We start from the raw sequence: 20,389 nt of genomic DNA on the forward strand, positions 1-20,389 counted from the left end.
AGGTCCTGGTCCAGGGTGATACGGCCGAAGTCCATGGCCACCGTGGTGGTGGTCTTGTCCCCGGTGTGAGTGAGGTCGTCGATGCCGGCCGACGCCGAGGTCATGACGGCCTCTGTGCGCAGCGGGTTGATCTCCGAGACGGCGCCGACGAACGTGGTCTTGCCCACGCCGAAGCCGCCCGCCACCACGATCTTCGCCGAGGTGGTGGCCCGTCCCGCGTCAGAGCTTGCGAAGTCCACTGAGCACCCTTTCGAGCAGCGTCACGTCCGGAGCGCCGCCGTTGTTCTCGTCCCCACCCGGCTGGTGAATCGCGACCAGGCCCGCTTCGGCCAGGTCGGCGACCAGGATCCGGGCCACGCCCAGCGGCATGTTCAGCAGGGCGGACACCTCCGCCACCGACTTGACCTCACGGCACAGGTGGCAGATGCGCTGGTGCTCGGGGAGCAGCCCCATGAGCGCCGCGGGGTCGGCCGTGGTGCTGATCAGCGCCTCGATGGCGAGCTGGTAGCGCGGCCGGGTCCGGCCGCCGGTCATGGCGTACGGCCGCACCAGCGGCTGGTCGCCCTCGTCCCCGTACGGTTCCGCGTACGGATCGTGATGGGCGGTGGGCGGGGTCATGGATCCTCCGGGCGGGACAGCAAGTCGGTCAGTCAAGCCGTCTGACGGGGCCGGTGGGGGGATTGTGGCGGCCGGACGGTGTTTTGGTGAGGTGGGTGGTGCCGGGGCCGGTCAGTGAAGCAGACTGCCCTGTAGTTCGGCGCGCAGGTCCGGGGTGAGTACCGCCCCCGCGCGGTCGACGAGCAGTGCCATCTCGTAGCCGACCAGGCCGATGTCGCACTCAGGGTGGGCCAGAACCGCGAGGGAAGACCCGTCCGAGACGGACATCAGGAAGAGGAACCCCCGCTCCATCTCCACGACCGTCTGGGCCACGGCGCCGCCCTCGAAGATCCGGGAGGCCCCGGCGGTCAGCGAGGTCAGACCGGAGGCGACGGCCGCCAGCTGGTCGGCGCGGTCCCGCGGGAAGCCCTCGGACATCGCCAGCAGCAGGCCGTCGGCGGAGACCACCACCGTGTGGGACACCCCGGGGGTGTTGTCCACGAAGTTGGTGATCAACCAGTTCAGGTTCTGTGCCGCCTGGCTCATCGGACTCAACTAACGCTCCTGCTGGTGAGTGGGGCTCGGGTAGCTGCCGGTCTGGCCGCTGCCGGCCTGCCGGCCCTGTGCGATACCCCGACGGAGATTGGTCAGCCGGCCGCGTACGTCGTCAGGCGCACGGGAGACCTGCGGACCAGCCTGGTGCTGCTGTTGCTGAGCCGTGCCCGGCACGAGGTTCGCCCGGGGCACCCGGCGCGGCAGGCCGGAGGTGGTGATGCCACCCGCCGCGGGCTGGCGCACCCGCTCGGCCTGTCGCACGAGTTCGTCGTTCGGCGACGCGCGCCACGAGCCGGTGGCGGCCGCCGCGTCGCGCTGCGGGGGCTGCGGCTGCTGCTCCGCGGGCGCGTTCTGCTGCTGTCCGGCGCCGTGGAACCAGTTGGTCTCCAGCGTGTCGAACAGCGGGGTACGACCGTCACCGGGGCCGACGGCCGGCGGCAGCGCCTCCGGCTCGCGCACCGGGCGCTCCTGGTGGGCCGGGGCCTGCTGCGGGGCCGGCGGGCGCGGGGCGCCGAAGTCGCCACGGGCGGGCGGCTGCGGGCGCTCGAACTGGCCGGTGTGCGCCGGGTCGGGACGACCGGGCAGCGCGTGCTGTCCGGTGCCGCCGTTGTCGTAGCCCTGCGGGGCCGCGTACCGGCCGGGGTCCTGGGCGGGCTCGCCATGGCGCGGAGGGGTGCCGAAGATGTCGGAGCGCACGAACGCCCCGTTGTCCTGCTGCCCCGCCGGAGCGTCGTACCGCCCCGGGGGCTGCGCCGGGTCCGGCCGCCGGTCCGCGTCCGGCCGCTGGAACTGGCCGGTCTGCTGCGGGAGTTCGGCCTGCGGGAACTGCCCGGTGTGCTGCGCGGCGTCGGGCCGCTGGAACTGACCGGTGTGCCGGCCCGCGTCCGGGCGCTGGAACTGGCCCGTCTGCTGCGTCAGGTCGGGCCGCGCGAACTGGCCGGTGTCCTGCGGGGATTCGGGGCGGGCGAACTGGCCCGTCTGCTGGGCGTCCGGCCGCTGGTACTGCCCCGTGGTGTCGGGACGGGTGAACTGGCCCGTCTGCTGCGGGAGTTCAGGGCGGCCGTACTGGCCCGCGCCCTGCGAACCGGGCAGCTCGGGGCGCGAGAACTCGCTGGGGGCGGGACCGTGCGGATCGATCCGCGGCATCTCCGCGGTCGAACCCGGGCCCTGCCGGTCGTCGAACGGCGGCATCGGCGCCGTCTGCGACGGGTCGCGCTCGTCATGGCCGCGCGGGGTGTCCAGCGAGGCCCGCCCGTCGTTCCAGTCCTGGCGCCGGGCGTCGCCGCCGGGCAGTTCGGCCCGCGGGCCGCCGCGCGGCGGCAGCTGGGGCTGGCGGCCCTGGTCGGCGGAACCACCGGCGCCGCGCTGCCCGCCACGGCCACCGCCGAAGAGATCCTGCTGGGGTCCGTCCGGGTTCGCGGCCTGGAGGCCCTGCGGCGCGTTCGGCGCCTGCGCGCCGAAGCCGCCCGGGGCACCCCGCTGCGGACCACGCGCGCCACCGGGCGCGCCGGGACGGCCGCCGCCCTGACCCGTGCCGGGCAGCGCCGCCCGGGGACCCTGGCCGGCCCCGACCTGCCCGCGCGAGCCACCGCCGGAACCGAGCAGACCACCGCCGGGACCACCGGCACCGCCGCCACCGCGGCGGGCCGCGGCCGCTCCGGCAGCAGCCTGCGCCGCGGCCGGACCGCCGCCCGCGCCGGGACCGCCGGACTTGCCGGGAGCCTTCTTGCCGCCCTGCGCGACGTCCACCGGCAGCATGACCAGCGCGGTCGTACCACCGGAGTCGGACGGGCGCAGCTGGATGCGGATGCCGTGCCGCTGGGACAGCCGGCCGACCACGAACAGACCCATGCGGCGGGAGACGGAGACGTCCACGGTGGGCGGCGAGGCCAGCCGCTCGTTGATCGCCGCGAGGTCCTCGGGGGACAGGCCGATACCGGTGTCGTGGATCTCGATCAGCACGCGGCCGTCGGGCAGCGCGTGACCGGTGACCTTGACCTTGGTCTGCGGGGAGGAGAACGAGGTGGCGTTCTCCAGCAGCTCGGCGAGCAGGTGCACGAGGTCGTTGACGACCCGGCCCGCGACCTCCGTCGTCGGCACGGAGGCCAGCTCGATGCGCTCGTACTGCTCCACCTCGGACGCGGCGGCGCGGAGCACGTCGACCAGCGGCACGGGACGCGTCCAGCGGCGGCCCGGCTCCTCACCGGCGAGGACGAGGAGGTTCTCGCCGTTACGGCGCATACGGGTGGCGAGGTGGTCCAGCTTGAACAGCGAGGACAGCTGGTCCGGGTCGGCCTCGCGGGACTCCAGTTCGGAGATGAGCGACAGCTGGCGCTGGATCAGACCCTGGGAACGGCGCGAGAGGTTGGTGAACATCGCGTTGACGTTGCCCCGCAGCAGGGCCTGCTCGGCGGCGAGGCGGACCGCCTCGCGGTGCACGTCGTCGAAGGCCGTGGCCACTTGGCCGATCTCGTCCCGGGAGTGCACACCGACCGACTCCACGGACGTGTCCACGTCCTGCGGGTCGGACTCAGACAGGTGCTTGACCAGCTCGGGCAGGCGTTCCTGGGCGACCTTGGTCGCGGTCTCCTGGAGCCGGCGCAGCGAGCGGATCATGGAGCGGGCCACGACGAACGCGCCGACCAGCGAGACGCCGAGCACCAGCAGGATCAGCACACCGGAGATGATGGCGTCGCGCTGGGTGGCGCTCTTCAGCTCGCGCGCCTTCTGCTCCATGTCCTCGAGCAGCGTGTGCTCGATCTTCTTCATCTGCTCGATCTTGGTCGAGCTGTCGTCCACCCAGTCGCGGTACGAGCGGGCGGGCAGGTCGGACAGGCCGCCGCGCTGCGCGAAGGCGCGCTTGGCGTAGGTGTCCGCGGACTCGATCGTCGGGTTGTTGCCGCCGTCGATCGGCTTGAGCAGCTCCTCCGCGTTCTGGCTCGCGTAGATCTTGCGGAAGATCGCCAGCTCGGAGTTCTCGCTCTCGTACGCCGATTCGCCGTACAGGCGGTCGTTCTCGGAGATGGTGGCCTTGCTGGAGGTGGTCGAGGGCAGCGCCGCGGCGATGGTCGCGCGCTGCACGGACGCGTACTCCTTGGCGGTGGAGAAGGCCGCCAGGGCGCGGGTGCGCGAGATCATCTCCGGGTTGCTGGACGCCTCGGCCATGTCCTGGGACAGGTCGATCAGCTGGGTGATCAGCCGGTGGTACGACTCGATGGTCTGGGTCGAGTTGTCCTTGGACTCATAGGCGGACCGGCGGATCTTGGCCAGGTCGTCCAGCTGGTTGGCGAGGCCGACGAGCGCGTCGCGCACACCCTGGAGCTGGCCGTCCTTGCTCGCCTCGTCGATCTGCTCGGAGGCGTCGAGGAAGTTGGCGCGGGCCCGGTCGGTCTTCTGCTGGTAGCCCTTGACCGTGTAGTCGTTCGCGCTGAGCCCGTGGGACAGGGGGCCGGCGGACTGGTCGCGCTCCTCCTGGAGCGCGGCGGCCAGCTCGGTGGCCTGCTTGGTCATGTCCGTCAGCAGCTTCATGTTGTCGAGCTGCTGGATGTCGTTCAGGTTGTCGTTGATGCGCAGGGCGCCCAGCGAGGTCGCCGCGACCACGGGGAGCGCGAGCAGCGAGACCAGACGGGTCGAGATGCGCCAGTTGCGCAGGGCCATGCGCGAGCCGGTACCGGTGGGGGTCGCGGCGGACCTGGCGGCCGGCGCGGAGCCGGCGGACTTGGGGGAGCCCTTGGCGGAGGAGGGGGCCGACGCGCCGGGGCGTGCGCGCTCGGAGCCTTCACCGGGCGGGGTCGGACCCGGGTTCTGGGCGTGCTGGGGAGAGGCGCTGCCCGTCATGGGGCCAGTCCCGTCGTGCTCCGGCTCCGCCGAAGCGCTGCCATCCCTCTTGAAACGTCCCTGCACTAGCGTCGCAACCTCTGGACCAGGCGCCCCTCCGCGCGAACGGAGGAACACGGTGTCGGCGTCGTGGAAGGCGCCCTGAAAACGCCCCCCGGTGGTCTTGAGTGACCGGCGCTGGTTTCCCCCTTGTCTCGCCGCCACTCGGCGCTGCGTTGCGCCCCCTGCGCGCCGGCTCGATCCCGCGGCGGTCCGTGGAATTCCAGCACAGTGGCGGATCTCCAACAAGGGCCGTGTGCCGAGCTGTGACATCGGTGACGGGGTGTGCATGTCAGGTCACCAGTCGTGGAAGTCGATCTCATCCATAACGGGCGTATCCCTGCGAGTCGCCGCGCGGTGGCACGTGTCCCAGTCGCCATGATCGGCAGCGGAATGGGGGCTTCCGAGCGTCAATGTCCGTTTCGCTAGGGCGGATTGTCGGCCGGAATTGACCGGTTTGCCCTTGTGCTGGTGAGCAAAATCACACAACCTTCAGGGCTGGTTGGCGAGTTGGTCAGGGAATCGGATGTTTAGCCTGACGCTTTACATGAGGGACGTATCTGTCACCCCGCACTGTCACCCGCCGACACAGGACTAGGACGCGTACAACCGTGAAGACGACGATGATGTTCCGCAAGATAGCCAACCCGCGACGCACGACCCTGGCGCACCTTGAGGACGCGGGCGAGCTGCAGACGCCCGCGCTGCCGGAGCAGTCCGTCGAACTCCCCGCCCAGACGGCCAACCCCCGGCGCACCATCCTGATGGACCTCCCCGAGGCCGCGGCGGCCACCGCCGGCGAGTGACCGCCGAGGCGACCGCAGGACCCCGGGGCGCGGCCCGGAAGATCACCCGACGGTGATGATCTTCCGGGCCGCGCTCGTCTTTTCGGTGACCCGGACGGCGGGCCGCGCATGTTTTCCACCGCATTCGCGCCGCCGTGTTTATCGGGTACGGCGACGGCGGGCACCGTCGTGTTCCCGGCTCCCGGCGCCGAACCCGGACAGATGTCATCACCGCAGGTCAGGGGCGTGACAGTCGCCGGGTTCCGCTGCGTCGGCGCCCCCGAATACACCGGAAACGGGAATTCCCCTTAAGCGCTTTACGGCCCCCGGAAAACCCTTCGCCCCGCGCTCCCGGCCGAACGCCCAGCCGCCCGACCGGTTAACCTTGGGCGTCAGTACGCCGGTTCTCAGTGAGGGGCGCAAGCACCCGTGCGCATCGCCAGGTTCTCCATCGACGGGAACGTAGCCTTCGGCGCGGTCGAGGGCGACAAGCAGGACGAACTCGTCCTCGACATCATCAAGGGCATCCCCTTCGCCGACCACGAGCTGTCCGGGACGAAGGTGCCGCTGAGCAAGGTCAGGCTGCTCCCGCCGGTCCTCCCCAACAAGGTCGTGGCGTTCGGCCGCAACTACGCCGAGCACGCCCGTGAGCTGGGCAACGAGGTGCCCGAGGCGCCGTTCGCCTTCTTCAAGCCGTCCACCTCGGTCATCGGACCCGGGGACGAGATCCAGTACCCCTCGTTCTCCCGGGAACTGCACCACGAGGCCGAGCTGGCCGTCGTCATCGGCCGCATGTGCCGCGAGGTGCCCCGCGAGCGCGTCAAGGACGTGATCTTCGGCTACACCTGCGCCAACGACGTCACCGCCCGCGACGTCCAGCGCCGCGAGAAGCAGTGGGCCAGGGCCAAGGGCTTCGACAGCTCCTGCCCGCTCGGGCCCTGGGTGGAGACCGATCTGGACCTCGCGCGGGCGGGCGACCTCACGGTGCAGCTCACGGTCAACGGCGAACAGCGCCAGCTGGGCAGCACCAGCCAGATGATTCACCCCATCGAGGACCTGATCGTCAACATCACCGAGGCCATGACGCTGCTGCCCGGCGACGTCATCCTCACCGGCACCCCGGCAGGGGTCGGCCCCCTGAACGTCGGCGACGACGTCGCCGTCACCATCGAAGGCATCGGCACTCTCACCAACAAGGTTGTCAAGCGTGGCTAGCGCACCCGCCTCATCCGTCTCACCCGTCCGCGTCCGTTTCTGCCCCTCGCCCACCGGTAACCCCCACGTGGGCCTGGTCCGCACCGCCCTGTTCAACTGGGCGTTCGCCCGGCACCACCAGGGCACCCTGGTCTTCCGTATCGAGGACACCGACGCGGCCCGCGACTCCGAGGAGTCGTACAACCAGCTGCTCGACGCGATGCGCTGGCTCGGCTTCGACTGGGACGAGGGCCCCGAGGTCGGCGGCCCGCACACGCCGTACCGCCAGTCGCAGCGCATGGACATCTACGCCGACGTCGCGCAGAAGCTCCTCGACGGCGGGTACGCCTACCGCTGCTACTGCTCCCAGGAGGAGCTGGACACGCGCCGCGAGGCCGCCCGCGCCGCCGGCAAGCCCTCCGGCTACGACGGCCACTGCCGCGACCTGTCCGCCGAGCAGGTCGAGCAGTACCAGGCCGAGGGCCGGGCGCCGATCGTCCGGTTCCGGATGCCCGACGAGACGATCACCTTCGACGACCTGGTGCGCGGCGAGCTGACCTTCACCCCGGAGAACGTGCCGGACTACGGCATCGTCCGCGCCAACGGCGCCCCGCTGTACACGCTGGTCAACCCCGTCGACGACGCGCTGATGGAGATCACGCACGTGCTGCGCGGCGAGGACCTGCTCTCCTCCACCCCGCGCCAGATCGCGCTGTACAAGGCGCTGACGGAGCTGGGCATCGCCAAGCGGACCCCGGCCTTCGGGCACCTGCCGTACGTGATGGGCGAGGGCAACAAGAAGCTGTCCAAGCGCGACCCGCAGTCCTCGCTGAACCTCTACCGCGAGCGCGGCTTCCTGCCCGAGGGCCTGCTCAACTACCTGTCCCTGCTCGGCTGGTCGCTCTCGGCGGACAAGGACATCTTCACGATCGAGGAGATGGTCGCGGCCTTCGAGATCTCCGACGTGAACCCCAACCCGGCGCGCTTCGACCTGAAGAAGTGCGAGGCGATCAACGCCGACCACATCCGCATGCTGGATGTGAAGGAGTTCACCGAGCGCTGCCGCACCTGGCTGAAGGCCCCGTTCGCCCCCTGGGCGCCGGAGGCGTTCGACGAGGCCAAGTGGGAGGCCATCGCCCCGCACGCCCAGACCCGCCTGAAGGTGCTCTCGGAGATCACCGAGAACGTCGACTTCCTGTTCCTGCCGGAGCCGGTCTTCGACGAGGCGTCCTGGGCCAAGGCGATGAAGGAGGGCAGCGACGCCCTCCTCCGCACGGCCCGCGAGAAGCTGGAGTCCGCGGACTGGACGTCGGCGGAGTCCCTCAAGGAGGCCGTCCTGGCCGCCGGCGAGGCCCACGGCCTCAAGCTCGGCAAGGCCCAGGCCCCGGTCCGCGTCGCCGTCACCGGCCGCACCGTCGGCCTGCCGCTCTTCGAGTCCCTCCAGGTCCTGGGCAAGGAGACGACCCTGGCCCGCGTCGACGCGGCCCTGGCGAAGCTCGCCGCCTGAGCATCACCGCACGACAGGGGCGGCACCCGGGAGACCGGGTGCCGCCCCTCGGTGTGTCCACCGGTGTGACGACACTCACCGCTCCGGGCCGGGGCGCCCCCGCCGTTCCACGGACGCGCCCCGCCCCCCGGCGTTACGGTCAAAGACGTGAGCATCGAAGCCGTGGTCTGGGACGTGGACGACACGCTCTTCGACTACACCAGCGCCGACCGGAGCGGGATGCGGGCGCATCTCGCCGCCGAGGGTCTGCTCGGGCGCTACGGCGCGGTGGAGGACGCGCTGGGCCGGTGGCGGGAGATCACCGACCGGCAGTGGGCGCGGTACGCGGCGGGGGAGTGCGACTTCCGGCAGCAGCGGTGCGACCGCGTACGCGCGTTCCTCGACGCCGAGATGGACGACGCCGCGGCGGAGGCCTGGTTCGAGCGGTACGTGGGGCACTACGAGGCCGCCTGGGAGCTGTTCCCGGACGTGCTGCCCGCGCTGGAGGCGCTCGCGGGCACGCACCGGCACGCGGTGCTGTCGAACTCCAGCATCACCGTCCAGGAGCGCAAGCTGCGCGTCCTCGGTCTCCTGGACCGCTTCGAGGCCGTGCTGTGCGCCGCCGAGCTGGGCGTCTCCAAGCCCCGGCCCGGCGCCTTCCTGGCCGCCTGCGAGGCGCTCGATCTGGCCCCGCACGAGGTGGCGTACGTCGGCGACCACCCGGAGATCGACGGGCGGGGCGCCGCCGAGGCCGGGCTGCTGTCCGTGTGGATCGACCGCGGGACGGCGCCCGCGGGGGCCGCCGGGGACGTCGTCGTGCACCGCATCGCCAGCCTGTCCGAACTCCCCGCGCTGCTCCGCTCGGATACTCGTTTTGGAGCCCCGTCCACCTTCGGGTAATGTTCTTCCTGCGCCGAGGGGAACGGGCCGAAAGGCCGGGACCCGGAGGAGCGAACTAGAACAAGAACCCCGCAGGGGATTGAGTTCCAGTGGCCTATGGTGTAATTGGCAGCACGACTGATTCTGGTTCAGTTAGTCTTGGTTCGAGTCCAGGTAGGCCAGCTCGCAGAGCTTATCTGCAAAGCCCCCGTTGTGTAGCGGCCTAGCACGCTGCCCTCTCAAGGCAGTAGCGCCGGTTCGAATCCGGTCGGGGGTACTGATCCTGATCTTGTCGGGATCGCTAGGGCCCCCGTTGTGTAGCGGCCTAGCACGCCGCCCTCTCAAGGCGGTAGCGCCGGTTCGAATCCGGTCGGGGGTACTGACTGGTCTAAACCATCATTGGTCTATGGTGTAATTGGCAGCACGACTGATTCTGGTTCAGTTAGTCTTGGTTCGAGTCCAGGTAGACCAGCTCGGACCTGCGGAAACGCAGTGTCCAGGCCCCCGTTGTGTAGCGGCCTAGCACGCCGCCCTCTCAAGGCGGTAGCGCCGGTTCGAATCCGGTCGGGGGTACAGAACGAAGGCCCTTCGCTTCGGCGGAGGGCCTTCGCCGTTGTCCGGCGGCGGTCACTCGAAGCCGTACCGCCGCGCCGTCTCCTCCTCCTGGGCCAGCCGGTGCAGCGCGCGCAGCACCGGCTCGTTGAGGATCGCCCCGAGGACCGCGAACTCGATCCGCTCCGCCCCCGGCGGATGCGTCTCCATGTTGTCCAGGTCGAGCACGGCCGTCCGGTACATCAACTCCGCGTACGGCGCGAGCTGTTCGGCTCCCCAGCCGTAGCCGAGCCGGCGGAACGCGGCCACCGCCACCACCAGCGAGCGGTACGCGGGCGAGAGGGTCGCGAGCTGCCGCGCGTTCTCCCAGCCCAGCCGGTCGAGCAGCGCCGCGACCTCCTCGTGCGCGGCCCGCACGTACGCGTCCTCCTCGTCCGGCTCCGGCACCTGCGGCAGCGCCCACAGCGCCGCGCCCAGCCGGATCGTGCGGCCCAGCGAGTCGTCGTCCACGTGCCCGAGCACCTCGCGCACCTTCGCCACGGGGAGCTGGCCGACCTGGACCATCGCCCGCACCAGCCGCAGCCGGCGCAGATGTTCCTCGTCGTACTCCGCCGTGGTCGCGTTGATCTGCCGGCCCGGCCGCAACAGGCCCTCGCGCAGGTAGTACTTGATCGTCGCGGTGGAGACACCGCTGCGTCTGCTCAGTTCGGCCAGCCGCATGTCTTGCGTACCTCCTTGGATAAGAGCACTATCCAAACACGTGAAGAAGGGGGAAGCCATGGTGGCCCGTACGACCGCCGACGCGAAGGGCGACGTCGTCGTCCTGCTGATCGGCATGCGGATCAACCGCTTCTGGGCGGTGCATCTGTGGATACCGGTGATGCTCGCGATGCTCCGCATGCTGCGGGAGCTGGCGAAGGATCCCGGGCGGGGACTGCGGGAGAGGGTGCTGCTCACGGCGTCGCCGCGAACGTACTACGTCGTGCAGTACTGGGAGTCCAAGGAGAAGCTGTACGCCTACGCCACGGCGCCGGACGCCTTCCACCACAAGGTCTGGGCGCAGCTGAACCGCAAGGAGCGGGCGGGGAAGCTGCGGGGGCAGGTCGGCATCTGGCACGAGGCGTACGTCGTGCCCGAGGGGTCGTACGAGGCGATCTACGCGGACATGCCGGCGTTCGGGCTGGCGGCGGCGCACGGGCAGGTTCCGCTCGCTGCGCGCGGGCGTTATGCCAGGGACCGGTTCGCCTACCGGTCGCAGGAGAAGAGCGCCTGAGCGCTGGGGTGACGATCGTCGGGGCGCGGGCCCGGGTCGCATGGGGCTTGTCGCGTCACGCGGCGGACCGGCCCGTCGGCCGGCCCCGCGCCCCTGGGTTTCTCCGGCTCCCGTCGGCGGAAGGTGCCGCGGCGTTGAGGCGACCTTCGATCGGCGGGAGCCGTTGCCACCGCCGTCAGCCCGTGCGGCGCAGGGCCTCCGAGAGGCGGGTCGCGGCGTCGATGACGGCCTGCGCGTGCATGCGGCCCGGGTGGCGGGTCAGGCGCTCGATGGGGCCCGAGACGGAGACGGCGGCGACGACGCGGTTGGAGGGGCCGCGCACGGGCGCCGAGACGGACGCGACGCCCGGCTCGCGCTCGCCGATGGACTGGGCCCAGCCGCGGCGCCGTACGCCCGACAGGGCCGTCGCCGTGAAGCGGGCGCCCTGGAGCCCGCGGTGCAGGCGCTCGGGCTCCTCCCAGGCGAGCAGGATCTGCGCCGAGGAACCGGCCTTCATCGTGAGCGTGGAGCCGACCGGGACGGTGTCCCGCAGGCCGGACAGGCGTTCCGCCGCGGCCACGCAGATCCGCATGTCGCCCTGGCGCCGGTAGAGCTGCGCGCTCTCGCCGGTGACATCGCGGAGGTGGGTGAGCACGGGGCCCGCCGTGGCGAGCAGGCGGTCCTCGCCAGCCGCCGCCGCGAGCTCCGCGAGGCGCGGGCCGAGGATGAACCGGCCCTGCATGTCGCGTGCCACCATGCGGTGGTGTTCCAGGGCCACGGCCAGGCGGTGGGCCGTGGGTCGTGCCAGTCCGGTGGCCCCGACCAGACCCGCGAGGGTGGCCGGACCGGACTCCAGAGCGCTCAGGACGAGGGCCGCCTTGTCCAGAACGCCGACGCCGCTACTGTTGTCCATGCAACGATACTCACGTCTCACTCTGTGAAACGCAAGTTCAATTTTCTGCGGAACGCGTCACCCTGGATTCACACGGCGGCCCGTCCATCGATGGGCCCGGCGGCGGACGCCCGGAATCAGGGGTGCGGGCGCCGTCCTCAAGATCTCTAGTTGGGCCGGCGCACGCATGCCGGCCGGAGGGAAAGCGATGGGTAGGACACTCGCGGAAAAGGTCTGGGACGACCACGTCGTCCGGCGCGCCGAGGGCGAGCCCGACCTCCTCTACATCGATCTGCACCTGCTGCACGAGGTGACCAGCCCGCAGGCCTTCGACGGGCTGCGCCAGAACGGCCGCCCGGTGCGCCGCCTCGACCTCACCATCGCCACCGAGGACCACAACACCCCGACCCTCGACATCGACAAGCCGATCGCCGACCCGGTCTCCCGCGCCCAGCTGGAGACGCTGCGCAAGAACTGCGCCGAGTTCGGGGTGCGGCTGCACCCGCTGGGCGACGTCGAGCAGGGCGTCGTGCACGTGGTCGGCCCGCAGCTGGGCCTGACCCAGCCCGGCACCACCGTGGTCTGCGGCGACTCGCACACCTCCACGCACGGCGCCTTCGGCGCGCTGGCGTTCGGCATCGGCACCTCCCAGGTGGAGCACGTGCTGGCCACCCAGACGCTGCCGATGGCCCGCCCGAAGACCATGGCGATCACCGTCGAAGGCGAACTGCCGGACGGCGTCACCGCCAAGGACCTGATCCTCGCGATCATCGCCAGGATCGGTACGGGCGGCGGCCAGGGCTACATCCTGGAGTACCGCGGCTCCGCCATCGAGAAGCTCTCGATGGAGGCCCGGATGACCATCTGCAACATGTCGATCGAGGCCGGTGCCCGCGCGGGCATGATCGCCCCCGACGAGACCACCTTCGCGTACCTCAAGGACCGCCCGCACGCCCCCGAGGGCGCCGACTGGGACGAGGCTGTCGCGTACTGGAAGACGCTGCGCACGGACGACGACGCGGTATTCGACGCCGAGGTCGTCATCGACGCCACCGAGCTGTCCCCGTTCGTCACCTGGGGCACCAACCCCGGCCAGGGCGCGCCGCTTTCGGCGTCCGTCCCCGACCCGGCTTCGTACGAAGACGCATCGGAGCGCCTGGCCGCCGAAAAGGCCCTGGAATACATGGGGTTGGAGGCCGGAGCGCCGCTGCGGTCCATCAAGGTGGACACCGTCTTCGTAGGCTCGTGCACCAACGGCCGGATCGAGGACCTGCGTGCCGCCGCCGCGATCCTGAAGGACCGCAAAGTCGCCGACGGCGTACGGATGCTGGTCGTGCCGGGCTCCGCGCGGGTCGGCCTCCAGGCCGCTTCCGAGGGCCTCGACGTGGTCTTCAAGGAGGCCGGCGCCGAGTGGCGGTACGCGGGCTGCTCGATGTGCCTGGGCATGAACCCGGACCAACTTGCCCCGGGTGAGCGCTCCGCCTCCACCTCCAACCGCAACTTCGAGGGCCGGCAGGGCAAGGGCGGTCGTACCCACCTGGTGTCGCCGCAGGTCGCGGCGGCGACCGCCGTCCTGGGCCACCTGGCCTCCCCGGCCGACCTGACCGACGACCGTACGCCCGCTGGAGTCTGAGAACGATGGAAGCCTTCACCACCCACACCGGCCGGGCCGTCCCGCTGCGCCGCAGCAACGTCGACACCGACCAGATCATCCCCGCCCACTGGCTCAAGAAGGTGACCCGGGACGGGTTCGAGGACGGGCTCTTCGAGGCCTGGCGCAAGGACCCCGAGTTCGTCCTCAACCGCCCCGAGCGGCAGGGCGCCACCGTCCTGGTGGCCGGCCCCGACTTCGGCACCGGCTCCTCCCGTGAGCACGCGGTCTGGGCGCTGCAGAACTACGGCTTCAAGGCCGTGATCTCCGCCCGCTTCGCGGACATCTTCCGGGGCAACTCGCTGAAGAACGGCCTGCTCACCGTCGTCCTGGAGCAGAAGATCGTGGACGCGCTGTGGGAGCTGACCGAGGCCGACCCGACCGCCGAGATCACGGTGGACCTCCAGGCCCGCGAGGTGCGCGCCGAGGGCGTGACCGCCTCCTTCGAGCTGGACGAGAACTCCCGCTGGCGGCTGCTGAACGGCCTGGACGACATCTCCATCACCCTCCGGAACGAGGCGGACATCGCCGCGTACGAGGAGAAGCGGCCCGCCTACAAGCCGCAGACCCTCCAGGGCTGAGCGGGTAGCCTGTCCCGGACCTCCTGAGGGTCGGGTTTCGGCCACCCCGACAAACCCGTCTGTACCCCCGATCGCCCCGATCGGGGGTACAGGCATGTCGGGGCCCGGACGGACTCCCCGAGCGCTGGCATTCCTCTCAACTTCCCATGTTATGAAGGCCGTTGGGAGGGTAGGTGAGGCAGAGGATCGCGCCTTCCGCAAGTGCCTGGAAGGCCATTTGTGGCGGGAGTTGCCCCCTGGGCAGGCGACAACTCGCCCCAGATGGCACAATCTGTGCATGGAACACGACGGCCAACTCCAGCTCTATGCGGCGGTCGCGAACCAACTCAAGGAAGCGCACGCAAGAGTGCGCGCACTGCAAGTCCCGGAGGGCGTACGGATGGCGCTGACCCGGAAGCTGCTGGTCATTACGGCCGCGGCCAAGCACGATCTCGCCGGTACGGCAAGGCGGCTTGAGCGGTTCACCGCGGACCTCGACGAGGGTCGGATCCCCGACGAGGACCGCTGAACAGCCCGAGAACGCCGAGGCCGTTGCGGCACAAGGGTGATAAGCCCGTTTCGTGTTTGATTTGCGGTATATATCTGCCTAACGTGCGAAAAAGCTTGAACACATTCGTTCTGGCGATGTCTCCGAAGGGGAAGACGTGAACAAGGCGCAGCTCGTAGAAGCGATTGCCGACAAGGTTGGCGGCCGCCAGCAGGCCGCCGAAGCCGTCGATCATGTTCTGGACGCCATCGTCCGCGCGGTCGTCGCGGGCGAGCGGGTCTCGGTCACCGGCTTCGGGTCCTTCGAGAAGGTGGACCGCCCCGCCCGTTACGCCCGCAACCCCCAGACGGGCGAGCGGGTTCGGGTCAAGAAGACCTCCGTGCCGCGCTTCCGCGCCGGTCAGGGCTTCAAGGACCTGGTGAGCGGCTCGAAGAAGCTCCCGCGCGGCGGCGAGGTCTCGGTGAAGAAGGCGCCCAAGGGCAGCCTGACCGGGGGCGCCGCGGCGACGGTGAAGAAGGCCGCCGCGAAGAAGACCACGGCGAAGAAGGCCGCGGCCAAGAAGACGACGGCCAAGAAGACCACGGCCGCCGCGAAGAAGACCACCGCGAAGAAGACGACCGCCAAGAAGACCACGGCGACCGCCAAGACCGCGGCGGCGAAGAAGACCACCGCCAAGAAGGCCACCGCGAAGAAGGCCCCGGCGAAGAAGGTCACCGCGAAGAAGGCGCCGGCCAGGAAGACGACGGCCCGCAAGACCACCGCGAAGAAGGCCACCGCGCGCAAGGCATAGGTCGTCGATCAGGGCACTCACGCGCCGGGCCGGACTCCCTTCGGAGTCCGGCCCGCGGCGTGTACAAGGGGAGTTACAGCGTCTGCAGCGTGACGAGCGTGATCCGCAGGCCGTCCCCGTCCCGCTCCGTCTCGATCCGCACGCGTTGCCCCGGCCGCAACAATCGCAGGCCGCCCCGGTCGAACGCCTCCGCATCGAAGGCCACGGGGGTCCCGTCGTCGAGCAGTACCTGCCCGCAACGGGTCTCGGTGTCGTAGGTGTACGCGGTCGCCTGCATGGGATTCAGCGTAATGCGTGCCCGTTCGCGCGCGGGCCCGCCCAGGCGGGTCGCGCCCGCGACGCCGGGGACGCGCGTCCCTACGGCCCCACGCCCCTCACGGGGCACACAGACGCAGGTCCGCGCACGCGGTCGCCGTGTACGGTCCGACCCCCAGGGCCAGCGCCGCGCGCAGATCGTCCCCGGTGTCCACGTCCTGCCGTACCGAGTCCACGTCCTCCGGCAGAAGCTCCACCGCCCCCGACTCCCGGTGCCGCGCCCGCGAGTCGGGGCCGAAGACCGGGGCCAGTTCCTGTTCCGCCCCCGCCGCCAGCAATGTCGTACCGATCCCCGCCGCGTCCGCGAGAAAAGCGCGGGGGAATTCCGCGGCGGCGGAAAGCACCCGTGACAGCTCGGCCGCCCGCAGCGCCGGCAGATCGGCGTTCAGCGCGGCCACGGCGGCCCGCGGACGCGCCAGCCGCACCGCCGACGCCCCGTGCGCCAGCGCCGCGTTCAGGCCCCGCGCCGGTGTGTCCGGGACGATCCGCGCGCCCAGTGCGGACAGCTCGCGCCCGGCCCGTTGATCGTCCGTGACGACCACCACATCCGAAACTCCCGGACATGCCAGCCCCGCGGCGACCGTGTCCTGGGCGAACGCGAGGACAAGCCCCGGGCGGACCCCGTCCGCCGCGGTGTCCGCGAGCCTGCTCTTGGCCCGGGACAAAGGCTTCAGGGGGATGACCAACGTCCACTGCACCGGCGTACCGTCCCTCTCTCGTCGCGATCATTGTCCCCCGCGGCCGCTGGGCCACGCTGTATTCGGAGGCGCGCGGAGCTCCTCGCAAGGACGGGGGCGGGTGACGGGCGGGCGTACGGTGTTCTCGACAGACCGGCGCTCCGGGGCGACACTTGTGCGGCCCCCGCCGGGGTCAGTTCCCCGTGGGTCCCTAGAGGAAGGTGTCCTTGTGCCCCGCCGCAGAATCGGCTTCTGGTACCGCTTCGCCGCGGTGATCTGCAAACCGCCACTGGTGGTTCTGATCAAGCGGGACTGGCGTGGAATGGAGCACATTCCGGCCGAGGGCGGATTTATCACCGTGGTGAACCACAATTCCCACGTGGACCCCTTCGCATACGCGCACTATCAGTACAACACCGGACGGGTTCCGCGATTCCTGGCGAAGAGCGGCCTTTTCAAGAAGGGAATCGTGGGCGCCGCCATGCGCGGCACCGGACAGATTCCCGTCTACCGCGAGTCCACGGACGCCCTCAGCGCCTTCCGCGCCGCGATCGACGCCGTGGAGCGCGGTGAGTGCGTCGCCTTCTACCCCGAGGGCACCCTGACCCGCGACCCCGACGGCTGGCCCATGACCGGCAAGACCGGCGCCGCCCGCGTGGCCCTGCAGACCAGGTGCCCGGTGATCCCGGTCGCCCAGTGGGGCGCCAACGAGCTGCTCCCGCCGTACGCGAAGAAGCCGAACCTCTTCCCGCGCAAGACCCACCACGTGCTGGCGGGCCCGCCCGTGGACCTTTCGCGCTTCTACGACAAGGAGATGACCCCGGAACTCCAGAAGGAGGCCACCGAGGTCATCATGGCGGCGATCACCCGCCTCCTGGAGGAGATCCGCGGCGAGAAGGCGCCCGAGACGCCGTACGACCCGCGCCGCGAGCGGATCGAGCAGCGCCGCCGCACGCAGGAGCAGAACAAGGGCAGGCAGGAAAAGGAGCAGAGCAAGTGAGCACGCCTGTGCGGGTGGCCGTCATGGGCACCGGCTCCTGGGGCACCGCCTTCGGCATGGTGCTCGCCGACGCCGGCTGTGACGTGACCCTGTGGGCCCGCCGGCCCGAGCTGGCCGAGACGGTCAACTCCACCCGGATCAACCCCGACTACCTGCCCGGCGTGGAACTCCCGGAGAACCTGCGCGCCACCGCGGACGCCGCCGAGGCACTGCGCGACGCGGAGTTCACCGTCCTCGCCATCCCCTCCCAGACCCTGCGCGACAACCTCGCCGAGTGGCTCCCGCTGCTCGCCCCGGGCACCGTGCTCGTCTCCCTGATGAAGGGCGTCGAACTCGGCTCCGCCATGCGGATGAGCGAGGTCATCGAGGACGTCGCCAAGGTCGGACCGGAGCGCGTCGCCGTCGTCACCGGACCCAACCTGGCCCGCGAGGTCGCCGCCCGGATGCCCGCCGCCGCGGTCGTGGCCTGCGCCGACGAGGCCGTGGCCCGGCGGTTGCAGGCGGCCTGCCACACGCCGTACTTCCGGCCGTACACCGAGACCGACGTGGTCGGCTGCGAGCTGGGCGGCGCCGTGAAGAACGTCATCGGGCTCGCCGTCGGCATCGCGGACGGCATGGGGCTCGGCGACAACGCCAAGGGCTCGCTGATCACCCGGGGCCTCGCGGAGACCGCGCGGCTCGGTGTCGCGCTCGGCGCCGACCCGCTGACCTTCTCCGGGCTGGCCGGTCTCGGCGACCTGGTGGCCACCTGCTCCTCGCCGCTCTCGCGCAACCACACCTTCGGCACCAACCTGGGCAAGGGCATGACCCTGGAGGAGACCATCGCGGTCACCAAGCAGACCGCCGAGGGCGTCAAGTCCTGTGAGTCCGTGCTGGATCTGGCCCGCAGGCACGGCGTCGACATGCCCATCGCGGAGACGGTCGTCGGCATCGTGCACGAGGGCAAGCCGCCGGTGGTCGCGCTCAAGGAGCTGATGTCGCGCAGCGCGAAGCCCGAACGACGCTGAGCGAAACCGCGAGGACCTGCGCGCAATCCGCCCGTTTTTGTGCGTTCCGGGGCGGAGCCGACGCTGTATCCGGGCTCTACCAACGGGTACTCTCAACGCGATATGAGCACCGAGAACCTTCCCCAGAGCCCTGAGCAGCCGTCGCGCAAGCCCCGCGTGGCCGTCGTGTTCGGTGGCCGCAGCTCCGAACACGGGATCTCCGTGGTCACCGCGGGCGCCGTCCTCAAGGCCATCGACCGGACGAAGTACGACGTCCTGCCGATCGGCATCACCCGCGACGGCCGCTGGGCGCTGACGGCCGACGAGCCGGAGCGGATGGCCATCACCGACCGCTCCCTGCCCGCCGTCGAGGAACTGGCGGAGTCGCACGAGGGCGACGTGGTGCTCCCCGTGGCCCCCGCCAACCGCGAGGTCGTCTACAGCGAGCCCGGCTCCGTGCCCAAGGCGCTCGGCGAGGTCGACGTCGTCTTCCCGGTGCTGCACGGCCCCTACGGCGAGGACGGCACCCTTCAGGGCCTCCTGGAGCTGTCCGGAGTGCCGTACGTGGGCGCGGGTGTGCTCGCCTCGGCCGTCGGCCAGGACAAGGAGTACATGAAGCGGGTCTTCACCTCCTTCGGGCTCAAGGTCGGCCCGTACGTGGTGATCCGGCCCCGCGAGTGGCAGCGGGACGAGGCCGCGGCGCGCAAGAAGATCGTGGACTTCGCCGGTGAGCACGGCTGGCCGCTGTTCGTGAAGCCCGCGCGGGCGGGTTCCTCCATCGGCATCACCAAGGTCGACGACCTGTCCGGCCTGGACGAGGCGATCGCCGAGGCGCAGTCGCACGACCCGAAGATCCTGGTCGAGGCCGCCGTCGTCGGCCGCGAGATCGAGTGCGGTGTCCTGGAGTTCGAGGACGGTCCGCGGGCCTCGGTCCCGGCGGAGATCCCGCCGCCGGACACGCACGCGTACTACGACTTCGAGGCCAAGTACATCGACTCCACGCCCGGCCTGGTGCCGGCGCCGCTCACCGAGGAGGAGACCGCCGAGGTGCGGCGGCTCGCGGTGGAGGCGTTCGAGGCGGCGTCCTGCGAGGGGCTGGTGCGGGCGGACTTCTTCCTCACGCGGGACGGGGAGTTCGTCATCAACGAGATCAACACCCTGCCGGGCTTCACGCCGATCTCGATGTACCCGCAGATGTGGCAGGCGACCGGGGTCAGCTACCCCGAGCTGATCGACCTGCTGGTGCAGGCCGCGCTGCGTCGCTCCACCGGACTGCGCTGAGCGCGCGACCCGCTAGCCGCGCATGGAGGCCATCCCCGTGGGGATGGCCTTCTTCACGGCCGGGGCCAGATCCTCCAGCACCTGCGTGCTGTCGTCCGGTCCCGACAGCTTCTTCGGCAGGGTCACCTGGACGTACGCCTTGCGGCCCGCTGTCGTGAAGTGCCAGGTGCCGTCGCCCTCCTTCTCCATCAGCCAGTCCACGCCGTTGACCCCGCCCGCGATCGCGTCGGGGTCCTCGCCCTGGGCCACCTTGGGATCGATCATCTTCGGCGGCCGGACGATCCCGCAGCGCAGTATGATCGCCGGGTTTCCCCAGCCCGCCGTGTAGACGGACCGGGGCTCGGGGTCGGCGCGACGCTGCCCGTCCACCTCGGCGGGCAGCGCCTCGTGCAGACCCCGGCACAGCGGGGCGGTCTTCGCGTCGGGACGGGGAACCGCGACCGTGGCGCTGTCGTCCGACGAGCAGCCCGCGACCGCGAGCAGCAGGACCGGCGCGAACAGGGCGGCGAGCAGGGCGGGGGGCCGGTGACGGAAGGAATTCACCGGCCAAGCG

Annotated in this window: 21 protein-coding genes and 5 tRNA genes; 17 read left to right on the plus strand and 9 right to left on the minus strand. The window is 70.8% G+C overall.

Translation table 11 applies throughout. The features are described 5' to 3' along the window. The 4 genes from ACWDD7_RS28395 to ACWDD7_RS28410 form a co-directional block, all read right to left on the minus strand. Positions 1 to 239: ATP/GTP-binding protein (locus tag ACWDD7_RS28395; RefSeq protein ID WP_361993800.1), on the minus strand; the 239-nt coding region annotated here is incomplete at its 3' end. After that, complete coding sequence (locus tag ACWDD7_RS28400; protein WP_037654659.1) at positions 220 to 618, minus strand: DUF742 domain-containing protein; 399 nt, start codon at positions 616 to 618, stop codon at positions 220 to 222. The genes ACWDD7_RS28400 and ACWDD7_RS28395, both read right to left, overlap by 20 nt. Before the next feature lie 111 nt (positions 619 to 729). After that, on the minus strand, positions 730 to 1,143 hold the full coding sequence (locus tag ACWDD7_RS28405) for a roadblock/LC7 domain-containing protein (RefSeq protein ID WP_058928156.1): 414 nt from the start codon (positions 1,141 to 1,143) through the stop codon (positions 730 to 732). 9 nt (positions 1,144 to 1,152) lie between these two features. Then, entirely contained in the window at positions 1,153 to 5,055 is a 3,903-nt protein-coding gene (locus ACWDD7_RS28410) for a nitrate- and nitrite sensing domain-containing protein (RefSeq protein WP_450459507.1), read from the minus strand. Positions 5,056 to 5,639: 584 nt separating this feature from the next. Between ACWDD7_RS28410 and ACWDD7_RS28415 the strand changes: the two genes are divergently transcribed. From ACWDD7_RS28415 to ACWDD7_RS28455, 9 genes are all read left to right on the plus strand, one after another. After that, the gene (locus tag ACWDD7_RS28415; protein ID WP_351880402.1) at positions 5,640 to 5,834 is read left to right on the plus strand and encodes a hypothetical protein; all 195 of its coding nucleotides are present in this window, start codon (positions 5,640 to 5,642) and stop codon (positions 5,832 to 5,834) included. A gap of 408 nt (positions 5,835 to 6,242) precedes the next feature. After that, positions 6,243 to 7,028 (plus strand): fumarylacetoacetate hydrolase family protein, encoded by a 786-nt coding sequence (locus ACWDD7_RS28420; RefSeq protein ID WP_351880405.1) that lies wholly within the window; start codon positions 6,243 to 6,245, stop codon positions 7,026 to 7,028. Next, positions 7,021 to 8,514: a glutamate--tRNA ligase gene (gene gltX, locus ACWDD7_RS28425; RefSeq protein ID WP_351880408.1), complete on the plus strand. Its 1,494-nt coding sequence runs from the start codon at positions 7,021 to 7,023 to the stop codon at positions 8,512 to 8,514. The genes ACWDD7_RS28420 and gltX overlap by 8 nt, the downstream gene beginning before the upstream one ends. A gap of 147 nt (positions 8,515 to 8,661) precedes the next feature. Then, positions 8,662 to 9,393, plus strand: a complete 732-nt coding sequence (locus tag ACWDD7_RS28430; protein WP_450459508.1) for an HAD family hydrolase — start codon at positions 8,662 to 8,664, stop codon at positions 9,391 to 9,393. A gap of 90 nt (positions 9,394 to 9,483) precedes the next feature. Next, positions 9,484 to 9,555, plus strand: a tRNA-Gln gene (locus ACWDD7_RS28435). A 21-nt stretch (positions 9,556 to 9,576) separates the two neighbouring features. After that, positions 9,577 to 9,649 (plus strand) — tRNA-Glu (locus ACWDD7_RS28440). Positions 9,650 to 9,678: 29 nt separating this feature from the next. Further along, positions 9,679 to 9,751: transfer RNA gene (locus tag ACWDD7_RS28445), tRNA-Glu, on the plus strand. 21 nt (positions 9,752 to 9,772) lie between these two features. Then, positions 9,773 to 9,844 (plus strand) — tRNA-Gln (locus ACWDD7_RS28450). A gap of 28 nt (positions 9,845 to 9,872) precedes the next feature. After that, positions 9,873 to 9,945, plus strand: a tRNA-Glu gene (locus ACWDD7_RS28455). Between the two features lie 54 nt (positions 9,946 to 9,999). On the opposite strand, the gene ACWDD7_RS28460 is transcribed toward ACWDD7_RS28455, so the two are convergent. After that, positions 10,000 to 10,644 (minus strand): MerR family transcriptional regulator, encoded by a 645-nt coding sequence (locus ACWDD7_RS28460; protein WP_412823879.1) that lies wholly within the window; start codon positions 10,642 to 10,644, stop codon positions 10,000 to 10,002. Between the two features lie 58 nt (positions 10,645 to 10,702). On the opposite strand from ACWDD7_RS28460, the gene ACWDD7_RS28465 reads away from it, so the two are divergent. Then, positions 10,703 to 11,197 carry a DUF4188 domain-containing protein gene (locus ACWDD7_RS28465; RefSeq protein ID WP_351877914.1) on the plus strand — a complete coding sequence of 165 codons (495 nt, stop codon included), beginning with the start codon at positions 10,703 to 10,705 and terminating at the stop codon, positions 11,195 to 11,197. Between the two features lie 175 nt (positions 11,198 to 11,372). Here ACWDD7_RS28465 and ndgR read toward each other — a convergent pair whose 3' ends face one another. Then, entirely contained in the window at positions 11,373 to 12,089 is a 717-nt protein-coding gene (gene ndgR, locus ACWDD7_RS28470) for an IclR family transcriptional regulator NdgR (RefSeq protein WP_046427375.1), read from the minus strand. A 187-nt stretch (positions 12,090 to 12,276) separates the two neighbouring features. Here ndgR and leuC point away from each other — a divergent pair, with 187 nt between their 5' ends. From leuC to ACWDD7_RS28490, 4 genes are all read left to right on the plus strand, one after another. Further along, entirely contained in the window at positions 12,277 to 13,701 is a 1,425-nt protein-coding gene (gene leuC / locus ACWDD7_RS28475) for a 3-isopropylmalate dehydratase large subunit (RefSeq protein ID WP_351877889.1), read from the plus strand. A 5-nt stretch (positions 13,702 to 13,706) separates the two neighbouring features. Then, positions 13,707 to 14,300, plus strand: a complete 594-nt coding sequence (gene leuD / locus ACWDD7_RS28480; RefSeq protein WP_392214507.1) for a 3-isopropylmalate dehydratase small subunit — start codon at positions 13,707 to 13,709, stop codon at positions 14,298 to 14,300. Between the two features lie 277 nt (positions 14,301 to 14,577). After that, positions 14,578 to 14,808, plus strand: coding sequence for an SCO5555 family protein (locus ACWDD7_RS28485; protein WP_351877893.1), 231 nt, complete (start codon positions 14,578 to 14,580; stop codon positions 14,806 to 14,808). A gap of 136 nt (positions 14,809 to 14,944) precedes the next feature. Then, positions 14,945 to 15,577 carry an HU family DNA-binding protein gene (locus tag ACWDD7_RS28490; RefSeq protein ID WP_450459509.1) on the plus strand — a complete coding sequence of 211 codons (633 nt, stop codon included), beginning with the start codon at positions 14,945 to 14,947 and terminating at the stop codon, positions 15,575 to 15,577. A 73-nt stretch (positions 15,578 to 15,650) separates the two neighbouring features. Here the strand turns inward: ACWDD7_RS28490 and ACWDD7_RS28495 are convergent, their stop codons facing one another. Together ACWDD7_RS28495 and cofC are read right to left on the minus strand one after the other, a co-directional pair. Further along, on the minus strand, positions 15,651 to 15,854 hold the full coding sequence (locus ACWDD7_RS28495; protein WP_285560175.1) for a hypothetical protein: 204 nt from the start codon (positions 15,852 to 15,854) through the stop codon (positions 15,651 to 15,653). A gap of 97 nt (positions 15,855 to 15,951) precedes the next feature. Further along, positions 15,952 to 16,590, minus strand: a complete 639-nt coding sequence (gene cofC / locus ACWDD7_RS28500; protein WP_450459510.1) for a 2-phospho-L-lactate guanylyltransferase — start codon at positions 16,588 to 16,590, stop codon at positions 15,952 to 15,954. Positions 16,591 to 16,798: 208 nt separating this feature from the next. Here cofC and ACWDD7_RS28505 point away from each other — a divergent pair, with 208 nt between their 5' ends. From ACWDD7_RS28505 to ACWDD7_RS28515, 3 genes are all read left to right on the plus strand, one after another. Next, positions 16,799 to 17,569: a lysophospholipid acyltransferase family protein gene (locus tag ACWDD7_RS28505; RefSeq protein ID WP_450459511.1), complete on the plus strand. Its 771-nt coding sequence runs from the start codon at positions 16,799 to 16,801 to the stop codon at positions 17,567 to 17,569. Then, positions 17,566 to 18,576 (plus strand): NAD(P)H-dependent glycerol-3-phosphate dehydrogenase, encoded by a 1,011-nt coding sequence (locus ACWDD7_RS28510; RefSeq protein WP_351877902.1) that lies wholly within the window; start codon positions 17,566 to 17,568, stop codon positions 18,574 to 18,576. Before ACWDD7_RS28505 ends, ACWDD7_RS28510 begins: the two co-directional genes overlap by 4 nt. 102 nt (positions 18,577 to 18,678) lie before the next feature. Then, positions 18,679 to 19,836, plus strand: a complete 1,158-nt coding sequence (locus tag ACWDD7_RS28515; RefSeq protein ID WP_450459512.1) for a D-alanine--D-alanine ligase family protein — start codon at positions 18,679 to 18,681, stop codon at positions 19,834 to 19,836. Positions 19,837 to 19,848: 12 nt separating this feature from the next. Here the strand turns inward: ACWDD7_RS28515 and ACWDD7_RS28520 are convergent, their stop codons facing one another. Beyond that, positions 19,849 to 20,379, minus strand: coding sequence for a DUF3515 domain-containing protein (locus ACWDD7_RS28520; RefSeq protein ID WP_351877906.1), 531 nt, complete (start codon positions 20,377 to 20,379; stop codon positions 19,849 to 19,851). Positions 20,380 to 20,389: the final 10 nt, after the last annotated feature.

The sequence above is a fragment of the Streptomyces sp. NPDC001056 genome (genome assembly GCF_053598955.1).

Excerpts from the sequence above, each read along its gene's own strand:
- ACWDD7_RS28485 (WP_351877893.1), top strand. The coding sequence starts at position 14,578 with ATGGAACACGACGGCCAACTCCAGCTCTATGCGGCGGTCGCGAACCAA.
- ACWDD7_RS28495 (WP_285560175.1), bottom strand. The coding sequence starts at position 15,854 with ATGCAGGCGACCGCGTACACCTACGACACCGAGACCCGTTGCGGGCAG.
- ACWDD7_RS28465 (WP_351877914.1), top strand. The coding sequence starts at position 10,703 with ATGGTGGCCCGTACGACCGCCGACGCGAAGGGCGACGTCGTCGTCCTG.
- leuD (WP_392214507.1), top strand. The coding sequence starts at position 13,707 with ATGGAAGCCTTCACCACCCACACCGGCCGGGCCGTCCCGCTGCGCCGC.
- ACWDD7_RS28460 (WP_412823879.1), bottom strand. The coding sequence starts at position 10,644 with ATGCGGCTGGCCGAACTGAGCAGACGCAGCGGTGTCTCCACCGCGACG.
- ACWDD7_RS28400 (WP_037654659.1), bottom strand. The coding sequence starts at position 618 with ATGACCCCGCCCACCGCCCATCACGATCCGTACGCGGAACCGTACGGG.
- leuC (WP_351877889.1), top strand. The coding sequence starts at position 12,277 with ATGGGTAGGACACTCGCGGAAAAGGTCTGGGACGACCACGTCGTCCGG.
- ndgR (WP_046427375.1), bottom strand. The coding sequence starts at position 12,089 with ATGGACAACAGTAGCGGCGTCGGCGTTCTGGACAAGGCGGCCCTCGTC.
- ACWDD7_RS28405 (WP_058928156.1), bottom strand. The coding sequence starts at position 1,143 with ATGAGCCAGGCGGCACAGAACCTGAACTGGTTGATCACCAACTTCGTG.
- ACWDD7_RS28515 (WP_450459512.1), top strand. The coding sequence starts at position 18,679 with ATGAGCACCGAGAACCTTCCCCAGAGCCCTGAGCAGCCGTCGCGCAAG.